Consider the following 20,437-nt stretch of genomic DNA (forward strand, 5'->3'; position numbering starts at 1 on the left):
TGGCCTGACGTGTGCAATGTAGGGCCTATCCTTGCATCCTGCGAGGGGCTGCTGCGCATGGGCCAACGCATTGCGGCGCCGGGCTTCCTTGACATCGCCGATGCCAGACGGACAAGAAGGCGCGATCCCTTCGGAACCAGCACCCCAGTGACCGCCAAGCCGCCGCTCGACATCCTGCTCTGCGCCCCGCGCGGCTTCTGCGCCGGCGTGGTCCGGGCGATCGATGCCGTCGAGAAGGCGCTCGCCATGCATGGCGCGCCGGTCTTCGTGCGCCACGAGATCGTGCACAACAAATACGTGGTCGAGTCGCTGAAGCGGAAGGGCGCGGTCTTCGTGGCGGAGCTCTCGGAGGTGCCCGACGCCACCCGGCCGGTGATCTTTTCGGCCCATGGCGTGCCGAAATCGGTGCCGGCGGAGGCGCAGGCGCGCCAGTTCTTCGCCATCGACGCCACCTGCCCGCTGGTCACCAAGGTGCATCGCGAGGCCGAGGTCCATCACAAGCGCGGCCGGCACATCCTCCTGGTCGGCCATGCCGGCCATCCTGAGGTGATCGGCACGATGGGACAATTGCCGGAAGGCGCGATCACGCTGATCGAGACGCTCGAGGACGTCGCCCGCCTGGTTGCTCCCGAAGGCCGGGAGCTTGCCTATGTCACCCAGACCACGCTCTCGGTCGATGACACCCGCGAGATCGTGCAGGCGCTGCAGGCGCGCTTCCCGGCGCTGATTGCTCCGCACAAGGAAGACATCTGCTACGCCACCACCAACCGTCAGGAGGCGGTGAAGCGCGTCGCGCCGCTGGTCGACGGGCTGATCGTGGTCGGCTCGCCCAATTCCTCGAACTCGCAGCGCCTGCGCGAGGTGGCCGAGCGGGCCGGCTGCCCGGTCTCGCGCCTCGTTCTGCGCACCAACGAGATCGACTGGTCGCTCTTCGGCGACATCCGCCGCCTCGGCATCACCGCCGGTGCCAGCGCGCCGGAGGTGCTGGTCGAGGAGATCATCGACGCCTTCGCGGAGCGCTACGAGGTCACGGTCGAGACCGTCTCGACCGCCGATGAGAGCGTCTTCTTCCCGCTGCCGCGCGAATTGCGCGAGCCTGCCCCGTCCGCAGCCAAGTGAGCTGAGTATCTAGCGTGGCCGTCTATACCGAAGTGCCCGATGACGAGATGGCCGCCTTTGTCGCGAGCTATGGCATTGGCGACCTGCTCTCGGTGAAGGGCATCGCCGAGGGCGTCTCGAACTCCAACTTTCTGCTCCACACCAGCAAGGCCTTCTATATCCTGACGCTCTACGAAGAGCGGGTCGATATCGCCGACCTGCCCTTCTTCATCAGCCTGATGGAGCATCTGGCGGTGCGCGGGCTGATCTGCCCGCAGCCGGTCAAGGCGCTCAACGGCTCGGCGGTTGGTCGCCTTGCCGGCCGTCCAGCCGCGATCGTGACCTTTCTGGACGGGCTGTCGGTTCGGCGCCCGAACGCGACGCATTGCGCCGAGCTCGGTCGTGGCCTGGCGCTGCTGCATCAGGCTGGCGCCGATTTTCCGATGGAGCGGGCCAACTCCCTGTCTGTGCCCGACTGGCGTCCCCTGGCCGAGCGTGCCGGCGCCGCCGCCGACACCGTCTCGCCCGGCCTTGCCAGGCGCATCCTGGCCGAGATCGGCATTCATGAGCAATCCTGGCCGCAGGACCTGCCGCGTGGCGTGATCCATGCCGATCTCTTCCCGAACAATGTCTTCTTCATCAAGGACAGGCTGTCGGGGCTGATTGACTTCTATTTCGCCTGCACCGACGCCTTTGCCTACGATCTCGCAATCTGCCTGAACTCCTGGTGCTTCGAGGCGGACTCCTCGTTCAACCTGACCAAGGGCCAGGCGATGCTGGCGGGCTATGAGAGCGTGCGCCGGCTCGATGATGTCGAGGTCGCAGCCCTGCCGGCGCTCTGCCGCGGTTCGGCGCTGCGCTTCCTGCTGACCCGGCTGGTCGACTGGCTGAACGTTCCGCCGGGCGCGCTGGTCAAGCCGCTCGACCCACTCGAATACGACCGCAAGCTCGTCTTCCATCAGCGGGTTTCGGATGCACGCGAATACGGATTGAGACGATGAGCGAGCCCGTCGAGGTCTGGACAGACGGCGCCTGCTCGGGCAATCCCGGCCCCGGCGGCTGGGGGGCGATCCTCAGCTACAAGGGCAAGGAGCGCGAGCTCTCCGGCGGCGAGGCGCTGACCACCAACAACCGCATGGAGCTGATGGGCGCGATCTCGGCGCTGGAGACGCTGACCCGGCCTTGCACCGTCGCGCTCCACACCGACAGCCAGTATCTACGCCAGGGCATCACCAGCTGGATCCATGGCTGGAAGAAGAACGGCTGGAAGACCGCCGACAGGAAGCCGGTCAAGAACGAGGAGCTCTGGAAGCGCCTCGACGCCGCGCTGAAGCAGCACAAGATCGAGTGGAAATGGGTCAAGGGCCACGCCGGCGACGAGATGAACGAGCGCGCCGACGCGCTGGCGCGCGCTGGCATGGCGCCGTTCAAGCCGGGGCGGTGAGGGGCGGCGGATGTTCCGATTGAAGCTATCGAGAAACGCCGGACGCCGCTGACCCTTCGGCCGCCGCCTTGCGAACACGCTCACTGTAGTCCGTCATTGTGTAGAGGTAGGATTTCAGCAGCGCACCATCATGCTGAACGTCCCCGACGAATCTCATGCCGATTTTTTCGGCGACCCGGATGGATGCGGAATTGGCTGGATCGATGTCTGCAACGATTTCAGACAGTCTCAATTCGGAGAATGAATGGCGAGCGACAGGCAATGCAGCCTCGGTCGCGTAGCCTCTCCCCCAGGTTAGCTTGTTAAGGCGCCAGCCGATTTCGATTTTTGGGCCTACGCCATCGTAGGGGATCAGCAGTATCCATCCCAGGAACCGATCCGGCTGGGCCTTGTCGAAGATGGACCAATAGCCGAGGCCATCTCCGAAGTTCCTCTGTATGCGATCTCTGAGGAAGCGCTCGTGACGTGCCGAATCGCTCCAGGGGCCGGCTATATGCCTGGTGACGTCCGGATCGCGATCCATCGCCAGACAGGCGTCGAACTCCGCCATGGTGCGTGGTCGGATCGACAAGCGCTCGGTCTCGAAGGTCGGTAGCATCATCGGCTCCAGTTCCGATCGCTAGTATCGGGACAGGATCACTCTCGCTGCAATAGGCGAGAGCGGTTCGATGACTTCGCCCTTTTGTTGCCGCTTCCGTGAGCCGGTGCCCTCAGCGCCAGCCTAACCCTGGCGCGACATGCTTCAGGATCGCCTCGATGACATGGGCGTTGTAGTCGACGCCGAGCTGGTTCGGCACCGTCAGCAGCAGCGTGTCGGCCTCGGCGATCGCCTCGTCCCGCTTCAGCTCCTCGATCAGCTTGTCGGGCTCGGCCGCATAGCTGCGCCCGAAGATCGCGCGCGTGCTGTCGTCGATATAGCCGATCGAATCGTCGCTCTCATTGCCGCGGCCGAAATAGGCGCGGTCGCGGTCGTCGACCAAGGCGAAGATGCTGCGGCTGACCGAGACGCGCGGCTCGCGCGCGTGACCGGCCGCTTTCCAGGCCTGCCTGAAGAGGCGGATCTGCTTGGCCTGCTGGATGTGGAAGGGCTCGCCGCTCTCGTCGGTCTTCAGCGTCGAGCTCTGCAGGCTCATGCCGCGCTCTGCCGCCCAGATGGCCGTGGCGTCGGAGGAGGCGCCCCACCAGATGCGCTCGCGCAACCCTTCCGAATACGGCTCGACCCGCAGCAGCCCGGGCGGATTGGGGAACATCGGGCGCGGATTGGGTTGCGCGAAGCCTTCGCCGCGCAACACGTCGAGGAAGACCTCGGCATGATGGCGCGCCATGTCGGCGTCGCTCTGGCCCTCGGCCGGCTGATAGCCGAAATGGCGCCAGCCATCGATGACCTGCTCGGGCGAGCCGCGGCTGATGCCGAGCTGCAGCCGCCCGCCGGAGATGAGATCGGCGGCGCCGGCGTCTTCGGCCATGTAGAGCGGGTTCTCGTAGCGCATGTCGATCACGGCGGTGCCGATCTCGATGCGCTTGGTCCGGGCGCCGACGGCGGCCAGCAGCGGGAAGGGCGAGCCGAGCTGGCGCGCGAAGTGATGCACCCGGAAATAGGCACCGTCCGCGCCCAGTTCCTCGGCCGCGACGGCAAGGTCGATCGACTGCAGCAGCGTGTCGCCCGCCGAGCGGGTCTGGGATTGCGGCGAGGGAGTCCAGTGCCCGAAGGACAGGAAGCCGATCTTTTTCATCGCGTGACGCCTGTGAACCAGCGAAAGCGCGGAGCTAGTCCGCGACAGGAAAACGCCCGAGCGGCCGGCGCCGTCGGGTGTGCTTCGTCACCATATAGGCAGGATTCGCCTGATTGCCGCGGCGTCCGCGCACAGGCGCCAATGCTGCGATGCAATCCTGGCCGCAGCTGCCGGGCAGTTCGTGGGCCTGCCCAGCGATGACGAAGCCTCTTTCGTCAGAACCGCATCTCGACCCTGCCCTTGAGGGCATGGTCGCGCGAGCGTTCGCCGATCGCGGCGGAGTAGGTCAGGCCGAGCGCGGTGGCCTGCGAGATGCGCCAGTCGAGGCCAGCCTCGGCGACGAGGGCCTCGCGATCGATCCTGGCGGCGAAGACCGTGGCCGGGGTGGTGCCGGCGACGAAGGCGGTGCGGGCCTGCGGGGTGAGCTCGCCAAAACCGTGGCGCCAGCCGAGCATGGCGCGGGCGAACAGCGGCATCGCCCCGATCTGCGCCTCGGCCCGCAGGCCGAGCGTGGTGAAGCCAAGCGTCTGGTCGGAAGAGAGCACGCGCAAAGCCGCCGCGCCGCCACGCTCGGTGCCGGCATCGGTGCTGACCCGGATCAGGGCGAGCTGCGCGAACGGCTCCAGCGCGACGCCGCTGAAGGCGAAGGCATAGCCGAGCTCGGCGAAGCCCTGCATCACCGAGCCCGGGCGCTGCAGCCGCAGGAGGTCGCCGAAGCCGCGGATCGCAACCTGGCGGCGGATATCGCTCTCCGACCAGCTATAGGCGGCGCCGGCATCAAAGCGCAGACTGCCGAAGCGGGCTCCAGCATAGAGCGCGGCATGGCCGCTTTCGAGCCTGCCGCTCGACAGCCTGGCATCGAGATCGAAGCGCGACTGGCTGTAGCCGCCGGCGACGCCGATTTTGAGCGATGAGCCGGGCGCCTCATAGAGCATCAGGTCCGCCCCGAGCAGGGCGCCGCCGCTGCGGCGGTTGAGCGAGGCGGCATTGCCGTCGGCATCGGTGTTGCCAGTGCTGCCGAAGGCCGTGCCCCAGACCGCATAGCGCGGCTGTGGCACTGGCGCCGGCATGGTCACCGCGCCCTTGCGGCCGGGCAGGTCGGCGCTGAACGAGGCTGCGACCTGCCCCGGAGCCTGCTGCGTCAGCAGCGGGCCGCGCAGATGGCCCAGAATGGTGTCGCGCACCAGCCGGCTCTCGTCGATCATCACCGAGACGGCCTGCGCATGGGCCTCGCCCGAGAGCAGGTCGAAGCCGGCCCGGGCCTCGGCCGCCGTCCCCGAGATCAGCGTGTCATAGATCGGATTGCCGACGCCGAGCCGTTCCGCCGCAATCGCGATGAAGCCCTGGTTGCGGGTCTGCGCGATGGAGGTGCTGCCCGTGCTGGGGCTGGAGCCGCCACCGCTCGTGCCACCACCGTTATCAGGGCCGAAGGAGTTGCTGTTGCGCGTCATCGTCAGCCGGACGTTCTGGCTGTCATAAGCCAGCGATGGCGTCAGGAAGGCGAGGTTCGAGGTGACGTTCGTGAAGGTTCCGCTGACGCCGCCCGAGGCGGTCAGGATGGTGTAGCTGGTCGCCGCCGCGTAATTGCCGTTCTCGGCCAGCACCTGCACCGTGCCGCCGGCGATGCTGGCGTTTCCGGACGCCACGATCCTGTCGCTCTGCCCGGCCGCGTTGACCTCGACCTGATAGGTCGAGCCCGAGGCGAAGGCGACATTGCCGGAGACATTCAGCGTCCCGATCGAGTTGCCCGGTGCGACCGTGGCGCCGCTCGCGACCGAGAGCGTTCCGACCGTGCCGGAGCCGCCGAGCGCGCCGCCACTCAGCGTCACCGCGCCGGTGATCGAGCCGTTCACCACGAGCTTGCCGCCCGAGACCGTCGTGCCGCCGGTGTAGGTGTTGGAGCCCGTCAGCGTCAGAGTGCCCGTGCCGGTCTTGTCGAGCGCGCCATTGCCGCTGATCGTACCGGAGAATGTCGTCGAGGCATTGCTGCTGCCGGCCTTCAGCGTCGCGCCGTTGCCGATCTGGATCGCGCCGGCTCCGGCGATCGAGCCAGCTGTTGCGACGACGCCAGGCACATCGCTGACTTCAAGCGTCGCGCCGGCTGAAACGGTGAAGTTCGAGTTCGCGGAAAAGGCCGTCGACGAGCTGCCGACCAGCGTTCCAGCCTGGACCAGCGTGTCGCCGGAATAGCTGCTGTTGTTCTGTAGGGCGAGCGTGCCGCCGCCGCTCTTGGTCAGCCCACCCGTGCCGGTGATGGCGCCGGTCCAAAGCACGGCGCGTCCGGCCTCGACCTCGATGCCGCCGCCGGTGCCCGCCAACGTCACTGCGCGCGCCAGGGTAATATTGTTCGTCACCAGCAGCGTGCCGCCATTCAGCGTCAGCCCACCCGAGGCGTCGCCGAGATTGGCGTTGGAGGACACCGACAACTTGCCGCCGCTGATCGTCGTCCCGCCGGAATAGGTGTTCGCTCCGGTCAGGACCAGCGTGCCGGAGCCGGTCTTGGTCAGGCTCCCGCTGCCGCCGATGTCGCCGCTGAGAGTCAGGATCGTCGAGGAGGCGACCTCCACCCCGCCGCTTGCGGAGGTCAGCGCCACCGTCCGCGCCGAAGTGAAGCTGCTTGTGACGAGCAGCGTGCCGCCATCCAGAGTGAGACCGCCCGAGGCGTTGCCGAGATTGGTGTCGGACGACACGGAGAGCTTGCCGCCCGAGATCGTCGTGCCGCCGGTATAGGTGTTTGCCCCGCTCAGCGTCAGCGTGCCGACCCCGGTCTTGATCACGCTGCCATTGCCGTTGATGACATTGTCGAGGGTGGCGTCGGTCGGCTGGGCGAAGGTCAGCGTGCCCGCGTCCATCAGGATGCCGCCGATCAGCCCGGAGGAGGCGTTGCCGAAGGTCAGCGTGTTGTTGCCGCTGGTGAAGCGGATCGCCCAGCTGCGCGTGACGCCGTCGCCGGACATCCCGCCCGCGATCGTGCCATTATTGGTGATCGAGAGATTCGCGCCAACGACACCGATGCCGCCGGCGCCATAGGCGCCTGGGCCGCCGCTGGTGGCTGGATTGTTGACGCCCCTCCCGCCGCCATTGCCGCCCTGGATCGTGCCATTGATCGTCAGGGTCGTCGTCTGGCTGCCATCGGTGAAGCTCAACCCGACGCCACCGGAGCCGCCGCTGCCGCCAAAATCCCAATAGGTGTTCCCGCCGTTCCCGCCATTGCCGCCTGTGATCGTGCCGGATACGACCCCTGTGGTTCCGGCCCCCGTGACCACGGCGCCCCAGCCGCCGGCACCGCCGCCACCGCCGGCGCTGGACATGTCTCCGTCAGCGCCGTTGCCGCCATTGCTGCCGGTGCTGTTGCCGACGGGCAGACCGACCCCGACCGAGCCGTGCACGCCGCCTGTGCCGCCAAGACCAAGCGTCGGATGGTGATTCCAGGTCATGCCTCCGGCGCCGCCGGCCGTCGCGCCGGCTCCGCCGCCGCCGCCGCCGGCATATTGTTGGAAGCCATTGCTACCTGCCCCGCCCACACCGGTCGCGCTGTCGGTCCCAGCAAGGCCGCCGGTATTGGAGTTGCCCTCAGGATTGCCGCCGCGCCCGCCATTGGCCGCTGCCGGGCCGGCAAGAAGCAATAGCGTCAGGGTGAGCAGGGACACCGACGACGCCGCGACGGCAGGCATGCGGCCGAGCGACGACGCGCGGGCCGGCACGGCCTCCGGGCGATCCGGATCGATCAGCTGCATTCAAAACCCACCCCAACCGATGAGATTGCCCGTCTGCATGCGCATGGCAATGAACAGCCGTTCACATCCGGCCAAATCGATGGGGTGTGGCGGATTTGCCGCGTGGGGCGCGGCAGGAGCGAGGACTGACTACGATCGAGGGCAGGGCGGCCTGCGCGTTAGCCCAGCGGCTGGCGGTAGACGATGAAGCCGGATTTCTGCGCGACCTTGTCGTAGAGCTCCTGCGCCTGCAGATTGCTCTCATGCGTCTGCCAGTAGACGCGGAAGAGGCCTTGCTTTTCTGCCATCTGCCGGACGGCCTCGATCAGCTTGCGGCCGACGCCGTGCCCGCGCGCCTCCTCGCTGGTGAAGAGGTCCTGCAGATAGCAGATCTCCTTCGGGCTCCAGGTCGTGCGGTGCAGCACATAGTTGACGATGCCGATCGCCCGGCCGTCGCGCTCGGCGATGAAGCCGCCCATCGGCTCCTCGCCGCCTGTCAGGCGCGCGAAGGTGGTGTCCGTCGTCTCCGGCGTCAGCGACGATTTGTAGAAGGTGAGATAGCCCTGCCAGAGCGGCTCCCAGGCGGCGCGGTCATCGGCCGTGAGCGGGCGGATTCTGATCTCTGACATGGCGTAGCGTCTCCTCGATTTTTCGGGAGGCTAGCGGCGGTCGTCAGCGCTGTCTCATGACAAGCACAGATCGGATCGATCGGATTTCGTGCTGGGGTTCGTTCGGCGTCATGCTCGGGCTCGACCCGAGCATCTCAGATCGGAGAAGGCGCCAGCAAGCGCCTTCTCGTCAGGAGATTCTCGGGTCTGCGCTATGCTTCGCCCGAGAATGACGAGCTCGGCTCAGAGCTGGTTCAGCATCGCCTCGGCGCCGGAGACGTCGGCCTTGCCCGGCGCGTCCTCGACGTTGAGCGCGGCGACCACGCCGTCCTCGACGACCATCGAATAGCGCTGCGAGCGGGTGCCGAGGCCGAAGCCCGAGCCGTCCATCGACAGGCCAATCTCCTTGGCGAAGTCGGCATTGCCGTCGGAGAGGAAGGTGATGACGCCGGCCCCACCGGTCGCCTTGGACCAGGCGTCCATGACGAAGACGTCGTTGACGCCGGTGACGAAGATCTCCTCGACGCCCTTGGCCTTGATCTCCGCGGCCTTGTTCACATAGCCCGGCAGATGGTTCTTGTGGCAGGTCGGCGTGAAGGCGCCCGGCACGGCGAAGAGCACGATCTTGCGGCCCTTGAACAGGTCGTCCGTGGTTTTGGCAGCCGGCCCGTCGGCCGTCATCACGCGAAACGTCGCCTGCGGAAGCTTGTCACCGACCTTGATCGCCATGGGTGTTCTCCTGCGCGCGGCGGCGTGCCGCTTCGAGCGCAGGGTTACGGCTTCGCGTTGCCGATGTCGAGTTCGAGCCGCGTCTCGACCGATTGCGGTTTTCCGCGCACGGTAATGATCAGCGGGGTCGGGCCGGTCGCGCCCTTGGGGCGTTCGACGATTTTGAGCTTTGCGGCGACGGTGCCGTCCGGCTGTGGCATCAGCACCGGCCGGCCGAAGGACCACATGCCCGCGCCTTCGACGAAGACGTCGTCGACCGAGCCGCCCTCGGGCGCCTTCAGCAGCAGCTTCACCGCGGCGTCGCTATGGGTGACCTCGAGGATCGACAGGCGGTCATCGGCCGCGCCCAGCTTGACCGCATGCGGAATCCGCGCCTCGAACTGCTCGAGCCGGGGAGAGGTCACCGAGGTGACGCCCGGCTCCAGCCAGAGGCGCGCCTCGCCTTTGGCGGGAACGCAGATCTTGTCGCAGACCGCATAGTCGAGCTTCAGCACCACAGTGACCGGCCGCGCCGGATCGATCGGCTGGACCGAGACCGGCACCACCACCTCACCGACATAGCCGATGCCGGAGCCGGCGCCGTCCTCGAAGCGCTCGGGGGTCGGCCAGCGCACGTCGAGCCCGCCGACATTCTCCGAGCCGCTCCAGTCGAAGACGGGCGGCACGCCGGCATCGCCGGGGCTGCGCCAATAGGTCTTGAAGCCCTGCGCCATCGTGATCTCGACGCCGACCCGCTGCTTGCCCGACGGGGCGGTCGCGCCGGCGATCAGGCGCATCGACGAGTAGGCGGCCTTCGACCATGGCGAAACCGCGGCGTCCTGGGCGGAGGCCGGGGTGCCGAGCGCCAGCGCGGCGAGGAAGGAAAGAGCCGTGATCGTTTTCACGTGGTCTGATTTAGGCGATCCAGTCGCATTTTGCGAGGACGATGGCGGTGCTGTGATGCATCCGAGCATGGCCAGCTTTGCGCCAGCATTGCGGCGAGGGCTGACCGGCACCGGGGAGAGCCGTCCGGCTAAGCCGGAATATCCTTGGCCGCCCGGCACCCAAAAATGCTCCCACTCCGACCGAACATGTCTTAGCATGGGAGCCATGAATCTCGGATCGAACCAGCGCATCAGCGGCCGCAGCTATCTCGACGGGCAGTGCCTGATCGCTATGCCGGGCATGAGCGACCAGCGCTTCGCCCGCAGCGTCGTCTATCTCTGCGCCCATTCCGAGGACGGCGCGATGGGCATCATCGTCAACAAGCCGGCGGCCGACACGCATTTTCCCGAATTGCTCGTCCAGCTCGACGTGATCCCGCCCGACCAGGCGATCCGCCTGCCAAGCCAGGCCGAGAGGGTGAAGGTGCTGCGCGGCGGGCCGGTCGAGACCAAGCGCGGCTTTGTCCTGCATAGCGCCGACTTCTTCTTGGAATCGGCGACGCTGCCGATCGACGACGGCATCTGCCTGACGGCGACGCTCGACATATTGCGTGCCATTGCCGTCGGCACCGGGCCGGAGAATGCAGTGCTGGCGCTCGGCTATGCCGGCTGGGGCGCGGGGCAGCTCGAATCGGAGATCCAGTCCAATGGCTGGCTGCATTGCGCTGCCGACCAGGCGTTGCTCTTCGACGACGCGCTCGACACGAAGTACGCCCGCGCGCTGAGCAAGCTCGGCATCGATCAGGCCTTCCTGTCGAAGGACGCCGGGCACGCGTGAAAACGCGTCATGCTCGGGCTTGACCCGAGCATCTCAGGCCGAAAGAGGCTCCGACCAGCGTCTTCTCGTCAGGAGATTCTCGGGTCAAGCCCGAGAATGACGGCCCGCTCTTAAGCCGCTTCGAAGGACGAACTCGACGCTCCCACCAGTCGCCGTGCCTCCGCCGCCGTCATCGGCTGGCCGAACGTGTAGCCCTGCGCGTATTGGCAGCCGAGCTGGTAGAGCTCGATCGCATCCGATTCGGTCTCGGCGCCCTCGGCGACCACGTCCATCTGCAGATCGGCGGCGAGCTGGACGATCGAGCGCAGGATCACCGGCGGCTTGCCGTTGCCCATCTGGCGCACGAAGCTCTGGTCGATCTTGATGGTGTCGAAGGGGAAGCGCTGCAGATAGGACAGCGAGGAATACCCCGTTCCGAAATCGTCGAGCGACAGGCCGGCGCCGAGGTCGCGGATGCGGCTGAGCATCTGCGCCGCATATTCCGGATTCTCCATCACCAGGCTCTCGGTGATCTCCAGCTTGAGCGTGCCCGGCAGCACGCGCCGGCGCGCCAGCACGGCCTTCACGTCTTTCAGCAAATCATGGCGCAGCAATTGTCGGCTGGAGACGTTGACGCTGGCGAAGATCGGCGGCTCGACCTCGAGCGCGGCCTGCCAGGCGGCGAGCTCGCGCGCGGTCCGGTCCATCACATAGACGCCGAGGTCGACGATCAGCCCGCTCTCCTCCGCGATCGAGAGGAAGTCCTGCGGCAGCAGCCGGCCCTCGCGCGGATGGTCCCAGCGCATCAGCGCCTCGAAGCCGGCGATGGTCCGGTCCTCCAGCCTGACGATCGGCTGGTACATCACCTGGATCTCGCCGCGCTCGATCGCCCGGCGCAGGTCGCTTTCCAGCGCGAGCCGGTCGTTGCGGTCGCTGCGCATCGCCGGAACGAAGACCTCGACCAGGTTGCCGCCCTGGTTCTTGGCATGCGCCATGGCGAGCTCGGCGTTCTTCAGCGCGTCGTCCTTGCGTGCCATCGGCGTGCCGTCGAAGAGCGTCAGCCCGATCGAGGGCGTCAGCACGATCTCGCGCTCGGCGAAGGTGATCGGCGTCGAGACGGCGCGGCGGATCAGCTCGGCCAGCGCCAGGATGCGCTCGGGATCGCTCTCCGAGACGATGATCATCGCGAAGATGTCGCCGCCGATTCGCGCCAGCGTATCCTGTGTCCGCAGCAGACGGCCGAGGCGGCGCGCCAGCGTCAAGAGGATCGAATCGCCGGCCGAGAATCCGACCGATTCGTTGACCTGCTTGAAGCGGTCGATGTCGATGACGATCACGGTCGGGCGGATGGCGTCGTCGGCCCGGCTGAAGCCGAACACGGCGGTGAGCCGGTCCTGGAACAATTCGCGGTTGGGCAGGCCGGTCAGGTTGTCGTGCACGGCGTCGTGCAGCATGCGCTCCTGGGCGGTGCGCTGCTCGGTGACATCTGCGAGCGTGCCGATGACGCGGATGACCTCGCCGTCGGAGCCGATCACCGGCCGGGCCTTCAGGCTGAACCAGTGATAGGCGCCATTGGCGGCGCGCAGGCGGAAATCGAGCTGCAGCTTGCCGCGGCGCTGCTCGATCACCGCGTCGAGCGAGACCCGGTAGCGGTCGCGGTCGGCGACATGCATGTGTTCGAGCCAGCGCGCGGCCGAGCCTTCGAGCGCGCCCTTGGACAGGCCGAGCAGGATCTCGGCCTGCGGCGAGACGAAGATCTTGTCGGCCGAGACGTCCCAGTCGAAGACGAGGTCGCCCGAGCCGGAGAGAGCGAGCGCCCGCCGCTCGGTATCGGAGACCAGGCCCTGCGCCAGCGCGCCGCCGGCGAAGGCGTGCTGCACCACGGTGAAGCCGATCAGCAGCACGATCAGCACCAAGCCGCCGATCAAGGAGGGCGGCACGAGGTCGCGGGTGACCTGTCCGACCACGGTGAAGCCGGCCGCGGTCACCCAGACCAGCAGCAGGAACCAGGTCGGGATCAGCATCACCGCCCGCTCATAGCCATGAGTGGCGAGGTGCAGGATCAGCACGAAGCCGATCGTGGCGACGGCCGCGATCGAGATGCGGGCGATGCCGGCCGCCATCGGCGCATCGAACACCGCGAGCCCGACCAGCCCTGCGAGGCCGAGGATCCAGATGAAGGTGATGTGGCTGTAGCGCACATGCCAGCGCGACAGGTTGAGATAGGCGAAGAGGAAGACGAGCAGCGTCGCCGCCAGCACCACCTCGGCGCCGGCGCGGTATATGCGTTCGATTGCCGGCGTCAGCGGGAAGATGCGCTGGAAGAAGCCGAAATCGAGGCCCGCATACGCCAGAACCGCCCAGGCGAGCGCGGCAGCGGCCGGGAAGATCACCGCGCCCTTGACCACGAAGATGATGGTCAGGAACAGCGCCAGCAGGCCGGCGATGCCGATGATGATGCCCTTGTAGAGCGTCAGCCCGTTGGTCTTCTGGCGATAGGCCTCCGGCTCGAACAGGTAGAGCTGCGGCAGGTTCGGCGATTTCAGCTCGGCGACGAAGGTGACGGTGGTGCCAGGGTCGAGCGTGATCTGGAAGATGTCGGCGTCGGGCGCTTCCTCGCGCTCAGGCCGCAGGCCCTGGCTCGCGGTGATCGCCTCGATGCGGCGGTCGCCGAGATCGGGCCAGATCACGCCCGAGCCGATCAGGCGATGGAACGGGGCGACCAGCAGCCGGTCGATCTGCTCGTCGGAATCATTGGTCAGCGCGAACACGATCCAGTCCGGCCGCGCCCCGGATTCGCGGGCCCGGACGGCGATGCGCCGGACGATGCCGTCGGCACCCGGCGCGGTCGAGATCTGGATGACGTCGCCATCGGCCTTGTTGCGCTCGACCACGTCGGTGAGGTCGAGCACGGGCACGTCGAGCGGCACGCGCTGCGCCTCGACCGCCAGCGCCGGTCGCAGCAGCGTGAGCAGCACCAGCATCAGGAGGCCGAAAACGGCGATGCCGGACCGGAGGAAGCGTGATGTCGCTGACAAGATGGGCTCTGCGGGGAACTCTTCAGGCGTGATGGTCAGTGGTATCGGCGGGACGTGGCGAGGGCAAGGCAATGCCGGGCTGTTCACAGCTTGCGATCGATATCGGGGCGGCGCAGCTCGGAGGCGAGGATGCCGTAGAGCAGATGGTCGGCCCAGACACCATTGATGCGCAGATAGCCGCGCGCCTCGCCCTCGCGGGTGAAGCCGACACGCTCCAGCAGACGGCGCGAGGGTTCGTTGGTCGGCAGGCAGGCCGCTTCGACACGGTGCAACGCTAGCTCCGAAAAAGCGAAGTCGAGCGCGCCGCGCACCGCCTCGGTCATGTGGCCCTTGCCGGCATGGCGCTGGCCCATCCAGTAGCCGAGCGTGCAGGCCTGGGCGACGCCGCGCCTGACCAGGCCGAGGGTCAGCCCTCCGAGCAGCGCCTCGGAGCGGGCGTCGAGGACGAATAGGGAATAGGCCTCGTCGGTCGCGATCTCGCGGGCGGCGCGCTTGACCCGCAGGCGGAACGAGGCGCGGGTCAGATCGTCCTCGGTCCAGACAGGCTCCCAGGGGGTGAGGAAATCGCGGCTCTCCATCCGCAAGCTCGCCCAGGCCGAGTAGTCGCCGGCGAGCGGGGCGCGCAGGATCAGGTTCTGCGTCCTGATCAGCGGCCGCGCCGGCGGGTCGGTGGCGAAGCGGAAGAGGGCCATGGTCAGGCGGCTCGCGCCAGCATAGCGCGCAAGGCGGCCACTGGAGCGAGGTCGTCGAGCGGGCCGACGGCCGCGACCGTGACCACGCCGTCGAGCAGCGCCTGGCCGGCCGCGCGCACATCGGCGAGGCTGACGGCGTCGAGCCGGCGCGCCAGCTCTTCGCGCGGGATCGCCCGGCCGAAGACCAGCACCTGCCGCGCCATCTGCTCGAGCTTGCCGCCGGGGCTTTCGAGCGAGGCCAGCAGCCCGACCTTCATCTGGGCCCGGGCCCGGGCGACCTCGGCTTCGCTGACGTCGCGGGCCGCTTGGGCGAGGCAATCGAGCGCGACCTCGACCAGTTCGCCGACATCCTCCGGCGCAGTGCCGGCGCTGATGCCGAAGACGCCGCAATCGGAGAAGGGCCAATGGAAGGCGTCGACCGCATAGGCGAGGCCGCGGCGCTCCCGCACCTCCTGGAACAGGCGCGACGACAGGCCGCCGCCGAGCACGGCCGAGAAGATCTGCAGCGGGTAGTGCACGCCGTTGGTGAACGGCTTGCCGGGGAAGCCGAGGACGACATGGACCTGTTCCTCGTCACCGTCGATGCGGGCTTCGCCACCGTGATAGACGGCCGGCGTGCGCGCCTCGGGCGCGGTCGCGGGCCGTACCGGCAGCGCGGCGAGCGCCTGTTCCGCCAAGGCGACCAGCTCATCATGGTCGACGGCGCCGGCCGCGGCCAGAACCATGTTGCCGGCATGGTAGTGCCGGTCGAGATAGGCGCGGATCGCTGCGGGCGTGAAGCTCTTCACCGTTTCCGCCGTGCCGAGGATCGGCCGGCCGAGCGGTTGCTCCGGGAAGGCAGCCTGCAGGAAGCGGTCATAGACGAGATCGTCCGGCGTATCCTGCACGGCGCCGATCTCCTGCAGGATCACGCCCTTCTCGCGCGCCAGCTCCTCCTCGCTGAGGGCGGGCGCGGTCAGGATGTCGGCGAGGATGTCGACTGCCAGCGGCAGGTCCTGGCCGAGCACGCGAGCGGTGTAGCAGGTGTATTCGACCGAGGTCGCAGCGTTGAGATCGCCGCCGACGCTCTCGATGTCCTCGGCGATCTGCAAGGCGCTGCGCCGGGCCGTGCCCTTGAACGCCATGTGCTCGAGCAGATGGGCGAGACCGTGCTCATGCGGCAGCTCGTCGCGCGCGCCGGCGCCGATCCAGATGCCGAGCGAGACGGTCGAGGCATGGGCCATGCGCTCGGAAACGATGCGCAGGCCCGACGGCAGCGTCGTCAGGCTGACGGCCGGGTCGTGGCCGGCTTCGCCCGGCTTCACGGACTTTTCTGTCTTGGCCTTGAGCGTCTTGGCTGCGGTCATGCCGCGGCACTCCTGACAGCCCGGGCCCGCTCGGCGATGAAGCGTTCGAGCTTGCCCTGGTCGTTCGGCAGCAGGCTGAAGCGCTCCTTGCGCTCCATCAGATCGGCAAGATGCGCCGGCAGGGCGGGCGTGACGCCGCTAGCCGCCGCAACGGCCGCCGGGAACTTGGCGGGATGGGCGGTCCCGAGCGCGACCACTGGTGTCGCCGGGTCGTTCGCCAGCAGCTTGCGCGCCGCGGCGACGCCGATCGCGCTGTGCGGGTCGAGCAGGTAGCCGGCCTCGCGCCAGGTCGTGCCGATCTCGGCTGCGATCGAAGCCTCGTCTTGCGAGACCGCATCGAAATCGGCGCGGATGCGGGCGAGTGGCTCGGCGGCGATCTCGAAGCGGCCGGACTGCACCAGCGACTGCATCAGCCGGCGCACTGCCGCACCGTCGCGGCCATGCGCCTCGAACAGCAGCCGCTCGAAATTCGAGGAGATCTGAATGTCCATCGAGGGCGAGGTCGTCGCGGCGACGCCGCGCATCTCGTAGACGCCAGTATCCAGCGTGCGCGCCAGGATGTCGTTGCTGTTGGTGCCGACCATCAAACGGCCGATCGGTAGCCCCATCTGCTTGGCGATCCAGCCGGCGAGTATGTCGCCGAAATTGCCGGTGGGCACTGCGAAGGAGACCGGCCGGTGCGGCGAGCCGAGCGCGACGGCAGCGGTGAAGTAGTAGACGACCTGCGCCGCGATCCGCGCCCAGTTGATCGAGTTGACGCCGGAGAGGCGCAATTCGTCGCGGAAGGCGTGATGGTTGAACAGCGCCTTCACCAGGTTCTGGCAGTCGTCGAAGGTGCCTTCGACGGCGATGGCATGGACGTTGGCGGCTTCGACCGTGGTCATCTGCCGACGCTGCACGTCGGAGACACGGCCATCCGGGTAGAGGATGAAGACGTCGACGCGTTCCAGCCCCTTGAAGGCGTCGATGGCGGCGCCGCCGGTGTCGCCCGAAGTCGCGCCGACGATGGTGGCGCGCTCGCCGCGCTGGGCCAGGACATGGTCCATCAGCCGCCCGAGCAGCTGCATCGCCACGTCCTTGAAGGCGAGCGTCGGGCCGTGGAAGAGCTCGAGCGAGAACAGGTTGTCGCCGAGCTGGACCAGCGGGCAGACGGCCGGATGGCGGAACGTGCCATAGGCCTCGCCGATCATCGCCTTCAGCGCATCAGCGGCGATGTCGCCGTCGGCCAGCGCGCCGATGACGCGCTCGGCGACCTCAGCATAGGATTTGCCGGCGAAACCGGCGATCTCCTGCGCGCTGAAGCGCGGCAGGGCTTGCGGCAGATAGAGGCCGCCGTCACGGGCGAGTCCGGCGAGCAGCGCGTCGGCAAAGGAGAGCGACGGCGCTTCGCCGCGGGTCGAAATATGCAGCACGGTTCTTGATCTCGGATGGCGTGCTGATCCTATAGGCCTGTTGGCTGGGGAGGGCAAAGTCCGGCTGCGCAAACCTGCCAACCGCCCCGAGACCTACCCCGAAAGTTCGGTCCAAAATGCGCGAGTCGTCCCGGGCGACCGGAGGGAGACCCGGGACCCATTCCGGAACCTTTTTCGGAAAGGCTCCGGAATGGATCCCGGATCTCCGCTGCGCTCCGTCCGGGATGACAGCGTGGTTGGTTTTAGGCTCTTACTCAGCCACCACAGGCTTCCTGCGCGCCTGCAAGGCATAGGCCGTAAACACCCCGATCAGCGTCAGCGCCAGCCCCCACCAGGTCAGCGCGTATTGCAGGTGGTTGTCCGGGATGCGGCCGATCAGCTCGTTGACGTCGACACCGGCCGGCGGGGTCAGTCCGTCGCCTTGGCGCTCTGCCTCCAGATAGAAGGGCGCGATCGCTCCGATGCCCAGCGCCGCGGCGATGGCCTCGGGATCGCGCGTGTAGAATTCGCGCTGCTGCGGCAGGTCGGCAGGCGTGAAGCTGTTACGCGTCTCGGCTGCGCGCAGATAGCCGGTGATGGTCGCCGTACCTGTCGCGGGTGCGATCGCCGCGAAGCGGCTCTCCGGCACGAAGCCGCGATTGACCAGGATCGTCATGCCGTCATCCAGGCGAAAGCCTTGGAAGATCCAGCGCCCGAAGCCGGAAAGCTGGCGCGAGCCGGGCGGGCCGGCAGCGATGGTGGTGCGCACGCTGGCCATGCCGTCGAGATAGCTTCCCTTGGCCTGGGCACGCGTGAGGTCGAGCTTCGGCCAGCCGCCATTGGCGGACAGCTGCACCGGGACAGCCTTGGCCTGCGTTTCCAGTCGCTCGATGAAGAAGCGCTTCTCGCTCATGCGCAGCCATTGCCAGGTGCCGAGCGTGCACAGCACCGCGACGCCGACGATGGTGAGGAGCGCCGGCAGCAGGAGCTTGGGCCGGGGCGTGGAGGAGGCGGACGCGCTCACTTCTTCAGCCTGCCTTCCTCAGCCTTGTGGGCATATTGCAGGGCGACCGCCAGCCCCTTCATCGGCCGCAGCAGCCCGAGGCAGGTGACGAGCGCCAGCGGCAGCCAGAGTAGCAGGTGCAACCAGATCGGCGGCGTGTAGGCGATCTCGACATAGAGCGCGAGGCCGAGCACGAAGAAGCCGGCGATCAGCATGATGAACACGGCGGGGCCGTCGGCCGAATCGGCGAAGGAAAAATCGAGCCCGCAGGCGGCGCAGCGCGGCTTCAGCTTGAGATAGCCGTCGAACAGCTTGCCCTCGCCGCAGCGCGGGCAGCGGCCAGACAGGCCGGTCGCGTAAGGGGAGGGCGGTGTGATCTGCGGCTGCGCCATCGCGGCCTCCTGCAAACGGAAAGGGCGGCCTCGCGGCCGCCCCTGTGTCAGGTTCGCGGCCGCTTCCGGCCCGACTGTCAGTGTGCCGCGGGCGTACCCGAGCCCCAGACATAGATCGAGGCGAACAGGAACAGCCAGACCACGTCGACGAAGTGCCAGTACCAGGCGGCAAACTCGAAGCCGAGATGCTGGTTCGGCTTGAAATGGCCGAGATAGACGCGCCACAGGCAGATCGCCAGGAAGATCGTGCCGATGATGACGTGGAAACCGTGGAAGCCGGTCGCCATGAAGAAAGTCGCGCCGTAGATGTTGCCCTTGAAGGCGAAGGCGGCGTGCGCGTACTCGTAGGCCTGCGTGATCGTGAACAGGATGCCGAGGATCACGGTCAGCCACAGGCCCTGCTTCAGGCTCTTACGGTCGCCCTGGATCAGGGCATAGTGCGCCCAGGTCACGGTCGTGCCGGAGGTCAGCAGGATCAGCGTGTTGAGCAGCGGCAGGTGCCAGGGGTCGAAGGTCTCGATGCCCTTCGGCGGCCAGTGACCGCCGGTGAACTCGGCGCGGGCGTACTGGATGTGCTCGCCGGTGAACAGGCTGGCGTCGAAGAAGGCCCAGAACCAGGCGACGAAGAACATCACCTCGGAGGCGATGAACATCAGCATGCCGTAGCGGTGGTGCAGTTGCACCACGCGGGTGTGGTGGCCCTCCGTCTCGGCCTCGCGGATCACGTCCATCCACCAGGCCAGCATGGTGTAGAGCACGCCGAGCAGGCCGGCGCCGAAGACCATCGGGCCGATGTTCATGCCCAGCAGCGGCAGCGACTTCATCCACATCACCGCGCCGATCGCCATGATGGTGGCGCTGGCCGCACCGACGAGCGGCCACGGGCTCGGATCGACGAGGTGGTAGTCGTGGTTCTTGGTATGGGCCCCGGCCATCGTGCTCAAGTCTCCGCGTCCGTAGAAGTGCAGCGCTTCCTGCGCAGCTTTATAGTTTCGATTGGTTGCCGTCACCCTTGCTTTCCGCCACCGGCTGCCCGTTCTTCGACGGGAAGTAGGTGTAGGACAGGGTGATCGATTTCAGGCTGGCGAGCTCGCGGTTCAACTCGATCTCGGGATCGATGTAGAACACCACCGGCGCTTCCAGGGTCTCGCCCGGCTGCAGCGTCGTCTCGGTGAAGCAGAAGCACTGAATCTTGACGAAATAGGCGCCCGACTGGTTCGGCTGGACGTTGTAGGTCGCGATCCCGGTCATCGGCCGCGAGGACGTGTTGGTGATCTTGTAGAACACCGTCTGCGTCACGCCGACCTGCGCCCTGATCTCCGTCTTCTCCGCCTCGAAGCGCCAGCCCAGCGCCGGCGCGACATTGGCGTCGAACATGACCGAGACGATTCGATCGCTGGTCTTGCCGGTGGCGGCGGTGCCGACCATCGGCGTGCCGGCAAAGCCGGTGACCTTGCAGAACAGGTTGTAGAGCGGCACTGCGGCGAAGGAGAGCCCGGTCATGGCGAGCACGGCGGCGCTGCAGGCGAGGACGGTCCGGCGGTTGCGGGAAGCGGTGCTCATCGCG

18 protein-coding genes are annotated in these 20,437 nt (G+C 67.5%); 4 read left to right on the forward strand and 14 right to left on the reverse strand.

From position 1 onward, the window contains the following. Positions 1 to 147 precede the first annotated feature (147 nt). Genes ispH through rnhA form a run of 3 tightly spaced genes read left to right on the forward strand, consistent with a single transcriptional unit; the run spans position 148 to position 2,542 of the window. Positions 148 to 1,119 (forward strand): 4-hydroxy-3-methylbut-2-enyl diphosphate reductase, encoded by a 972-nt coding sequence (gene ispH / locus AC3WLC_RS12230; RefSeq protein WP_493684549.1) that lies wholly within the window; start codon positions 148 to 150, stop codon positions 1,117 to 1,119. 14 nt (positions 1,120 to 1,133) lie between these two features. Further along, positions 1,134 to 2,099: a homoserine kinase gene (locus AC3WLC_RS12235; protein ID WP_493684191.1), complete on the forward strand. Its 966-nt coding sequence runs from the start codon at positions 1,134 to 1,136 to the stop codon at positions 2,097 to 2,099. Beyond that, positions 2,096 to 2,542 carry a ribonuclease HI gene (rnhA, locus tag AC3WLC_RS12240; RefSeq protein WP_454026411.1) on the forward strand — a complete coding sequence of 149 codons (447 nt, stop codon included), beginning with the start codon at positions 2,096 to 2,098 and terminating at the stop codon, positions 2,540 to 2,542. Before AC3WLC_RS12235 ends, rnhA begins: the two co-directional genes overlap by 4 nt. Before the next feature lie 25 nt (positions 2,543 to 2,567). On the opposite strand, the gene AC3WLC_RS12245 is transcribed toward rnhA, so the two are convergent. From AC3WLC_RS12245 to AC3WLC_RS12270, 6 genes are all read right to left on the reverse strand, one after another. Next, complete coding sequence (locus AC3WLC_RS12245) at positions 2,568 to 3,143, reverse strand: GNAT family N-acetyltransferase (protein ID WP_493684192.1); 576 nt, start codon at positions 3,141 to 3,143, stop codon at positions 2,568 to 2,570. Between the two features lie 109 nt (positions 3,144 to 3,252). After that, a complete protein-coding gene (locus tag AC3WLC_RS12250; protein WP_493684193.1) occupies positions 3,253 to 4,275 on the reverse strand; it encodes an LLM class flavin-dependent oxidoreductase in 1,023 nt (340 codons plus the stop codon). A 215-nt stretch (positions 4,276 to 4,490) separates the two neighbouring features. Beyond that, positions 4,491 to 8,012 (reverse strand): autotransporter outer membrane beta-barrel domain-containing protein, encoded by a 3,522-nt coding sequence (locus tag AC3WLC_RS12255; RefSeq protein WP_493684194.1) that lies wholly within the window; start codon positions 8,010 to 8,012, stop codon positions 4,491 to 4,493. A 158-nt stretch (positions 8,013 to 8,170) separates the two neighbouring features. Continuing rightward, positions 8,171 to 8,620, reverse strand: a complete 450-nt coding sequence (locus AC3WLC_RS12260; RefSeq protein ID WP_493684195.1) for a GNAT family N-acetyltransferase — start codon at positions 8,618 to 8,620, stop codon at positions 8,171 to 8,173. A gap of 222 nt (positions 8,621 to 8,842) precedes the next feature. Beyond that, positions 8,843 to 9,328, reverse strand: coding sequence for a peroxiredoxin (locus AC3WLC_RS12265; RefSeq protein ID WP_493684196.1), 486 nt, complete (start codon positions 9,326 to 9,328; stop codon positions 8,843 to 8,845). Between the two features lie 44 nt (positions 9,329 to 9,372). Beyond that, complete coding sequence (locus AC3WLC_RS12270; RefSeq protein ID WP_493684197.1) at positions 9,373 to 10,212, reverse strand: protein-disulfide reductase DsbD domain-containing protein; 840 nt, start codon at positions 10,210 to 10,212, stop codon at positions 9,373 to 9,375. A gap of 205 nt (positions 10,213 to 10,417) precedes the next feature. Here AC3WLC_RS12270 and AC3WLC_RS12275 point away from each other — a divergent pair, with 205 nt between their 5' ends. After that, positions 10,418 to 11,029, forward strand: coding sequence for a YqgE/AlgH family protein (locus tag AC3WLC_RS12275; RefSeq protein ID WP_493684198.1), 612 nt, complete (start codon positions 10,418 to 10,420; stop codon positions 11,027 to 11,029). Positions 11,030 to 11,139: 110 nt separating this feature from the next. Here AC3WLC_RS12275 and AC3WLC_RS12280 read toward each other — a convergent pair whose 3' ends face one another. The 8 genes from AC3WLC_RS12280 to AC3WLC_RS12315 form a co-directional block, all read right to left on the reverse strand. Further along, positions 11,140 to 13,992 carry an EAL domain-containing protein gene (locus AC3WLC_RS12280; RefSeq protein ID WP_346362417.1) on the reverse strand — a complete coding sequence of 951 codons (2,853 nt, stop codon included), beginning with the start codon at positions 13,990 to 13,992 and terminating at the stop codon, positions 11,140 to 11,142. Positions 13,993 to 14,129: 137 nt separating this feature from the next. After that, a complete protein-coding gene (locus tag AC3WLC_RS12285) occupies positions 14,130 to 14,738 on the reverse strand; it encodes a GNAT family N-acetyltransferase (protein WP_291678110.1) in 609 nt (202 codons plus the stop codon). Between the two features lie 2 nt (positions 14,739 to 14,740). Beyond that, positions 14,741 to 16,084 (reverse strand): M16 family metallopeptidase, encoded by a 1,344-nt coding sequence (locus tag AC3WLC_RS12290; RefSeq protein ID WP_493684199.1) that lies wholly within the window; start codon positions 16,082 to 16,084, stop codon positions 14,741 to 14,743. Continuing rightward, a complete protein-coding gene (gene thrC, locus AC3WLC_RS12295) occupies positions 16,081 to 17,496 on the reverse strand; it encodes a threonine synthase (protein WP_493684200.1) in 1,416 nt (471 codons plus the stop codon). The genes AC3WLC_RS12290 and thrC overlap by 4 nt, the downstream gene beginning before the upstream one ends. A 250-nt stretch (positions 17,497 to 17,746) precedes the next feature. Beyond that, positions 17,747 to 18,499 carry an SURF1 family protein gene (locus AC3WLC_RS12300; RefSeq protein WP_493684201.1) on the reverse strand — a complete coding sequence of 251 codons (753 nt, stop codon included), beginning with the start codon at positions 18,497 to 18,499 and terminating at the stop codon, positions 17,747 to 17,749. Beyond that, a complete protein-coding gene (locus AC3WLC_RS12305; protein ID WP_346362397.1) occupies positions 18,496 to 18,870 on the reverse strand; it encodes a DUF983 domain-containing protein in 375 nt (124 codons plus the stop codon). Before AC3WLC_RS12305 ends, AC3WLC_RS12300 begins: the two co-directional genes overlap by 4 nt. 77 nt (positions 18,871 to 18,947) lie before the next feature. Then, positions 18,948 to 19,805, reverse strand: a complete 858-nt coding sequence (locus AC3WLC_RS12310) for a cytochrome c oxidase subunit 3 (RefSeq protein WP_493684550.1) — start codon at positions 19,803 to 19,805, stop codon at positions 18,948 to 18,950. A 49-nt stretch (positions 19,806 to 19,854) separates the two neighbouring features. Continuing rightward, entirely contained in the window at positions 19,855 to 20,433 is a 579-nt protein-coding gene (locus AC3WLC_RS12315; protein WP_493684202.1) for a cytochrome c oxidase assembly protein, read from the reverse strand. Positions 20,434 to 20,437 lie beyond the last annotated feature (4 nt).

Source organism: Allobosea sp. GW821-FHT03A12, assembly GCF_058986765.1.

Bases quoted from the DNA above. Each gene is read 5' to 3' on its own strand.
- rnhA (WP_454026411.1), top strand. From the start codon at position 2,096: ATGAGCGAGCCCGTCGAGGTCTGGACAGACGGCGCCTGCTCGGGCAAT.
- AC3WLC_RS12245 (WP_493684192.1), bottom strand. From the start codon at position 3,143: ATGATGCTACCGACCTTCGAGACCGAGCGCTTGTCGATCCGACCACGC.
- AC3WLC_RS12250 (WP_493684193.1), bottom strand. From the start codon at position 4,275: ATGAAAAAGATCGGCTTCCTGTCCTTCGGGCACTGGACTCCCTCGCCG.
- AC3WLC_RS12255 (WP_493684194.1), bottom strand. From the start codon at position 8,012: ATGCAGCTGATCGATCCGGATCGCCCGGAGGCCGTGCCGGCCCGCGCG.
- AC3WLC_RS12260 (WP_493684195.1), bottom strand. From the start codon at position 8,620: ATGTCAGAGATCAGAATCCGCCCGCTCACGGCCGATGACCGCGCCGCC.
- AC3WLC_RS12265 (WP_493684196.1), bottom strand. From the start codon at position 9,328: ATGGCGATCAAGGTCGGTGACAAGCTTCCGCAGGCGACGTTTCGCGTG.
- AC3WLC_RS12275 (WP_493684198.1), top strand. From the start codon at position 10,418: ATGAATCTCGGATCGAACCAGCGCATCAGCGGCCGCAGCTATCTCGAC.
- AC3WLC_RS12280 (WP_346362417.1), bottom strand. From the start codon at position 13,992: ATGCTGGTGCTGCTCACGCTGCTGCGACCGGCGCTGGCGGTCGAGGCG.
- AC3WLC_RS12285 (WP_291678110.1), bottom strand. From the start codon at position 14,738: ATGGCCCTCTTCCGCTTCGCCACCGACCCGCCGGCGCGGCCGCTGATC.
- AC3WLC_RS12290 (WP_493684199.1), bottom strand. From the start codon at position 16,084: ATGACCGCAGCCAAGACGCTCAAGGCCAAGACAGAAAAGTCCGTGAAG.
- AC3WLC_RS12305 (WP_346362397.1), bottom strand. From the start codon at position 18,870: ATGGCGCAGCCGCAGATCACACCGCCCTCCCCTTACGCGACCGGCCTG.
- AC3WLC_RS12310 (WP_493684550.1), bottom strand. From the start codon at position 19,805: ATGGCCGGGGCCCATACCAAGAACCACGACTACCACCTCGTCGATCCG.
- AC3WLC_RS12315 (WP_493684202.1), bottom strand. From the start codon at position 20,433: ATGAGCACCGCTTCCCGCAACCGCCGGACCGTCCTCGCCTGCAGCGCC.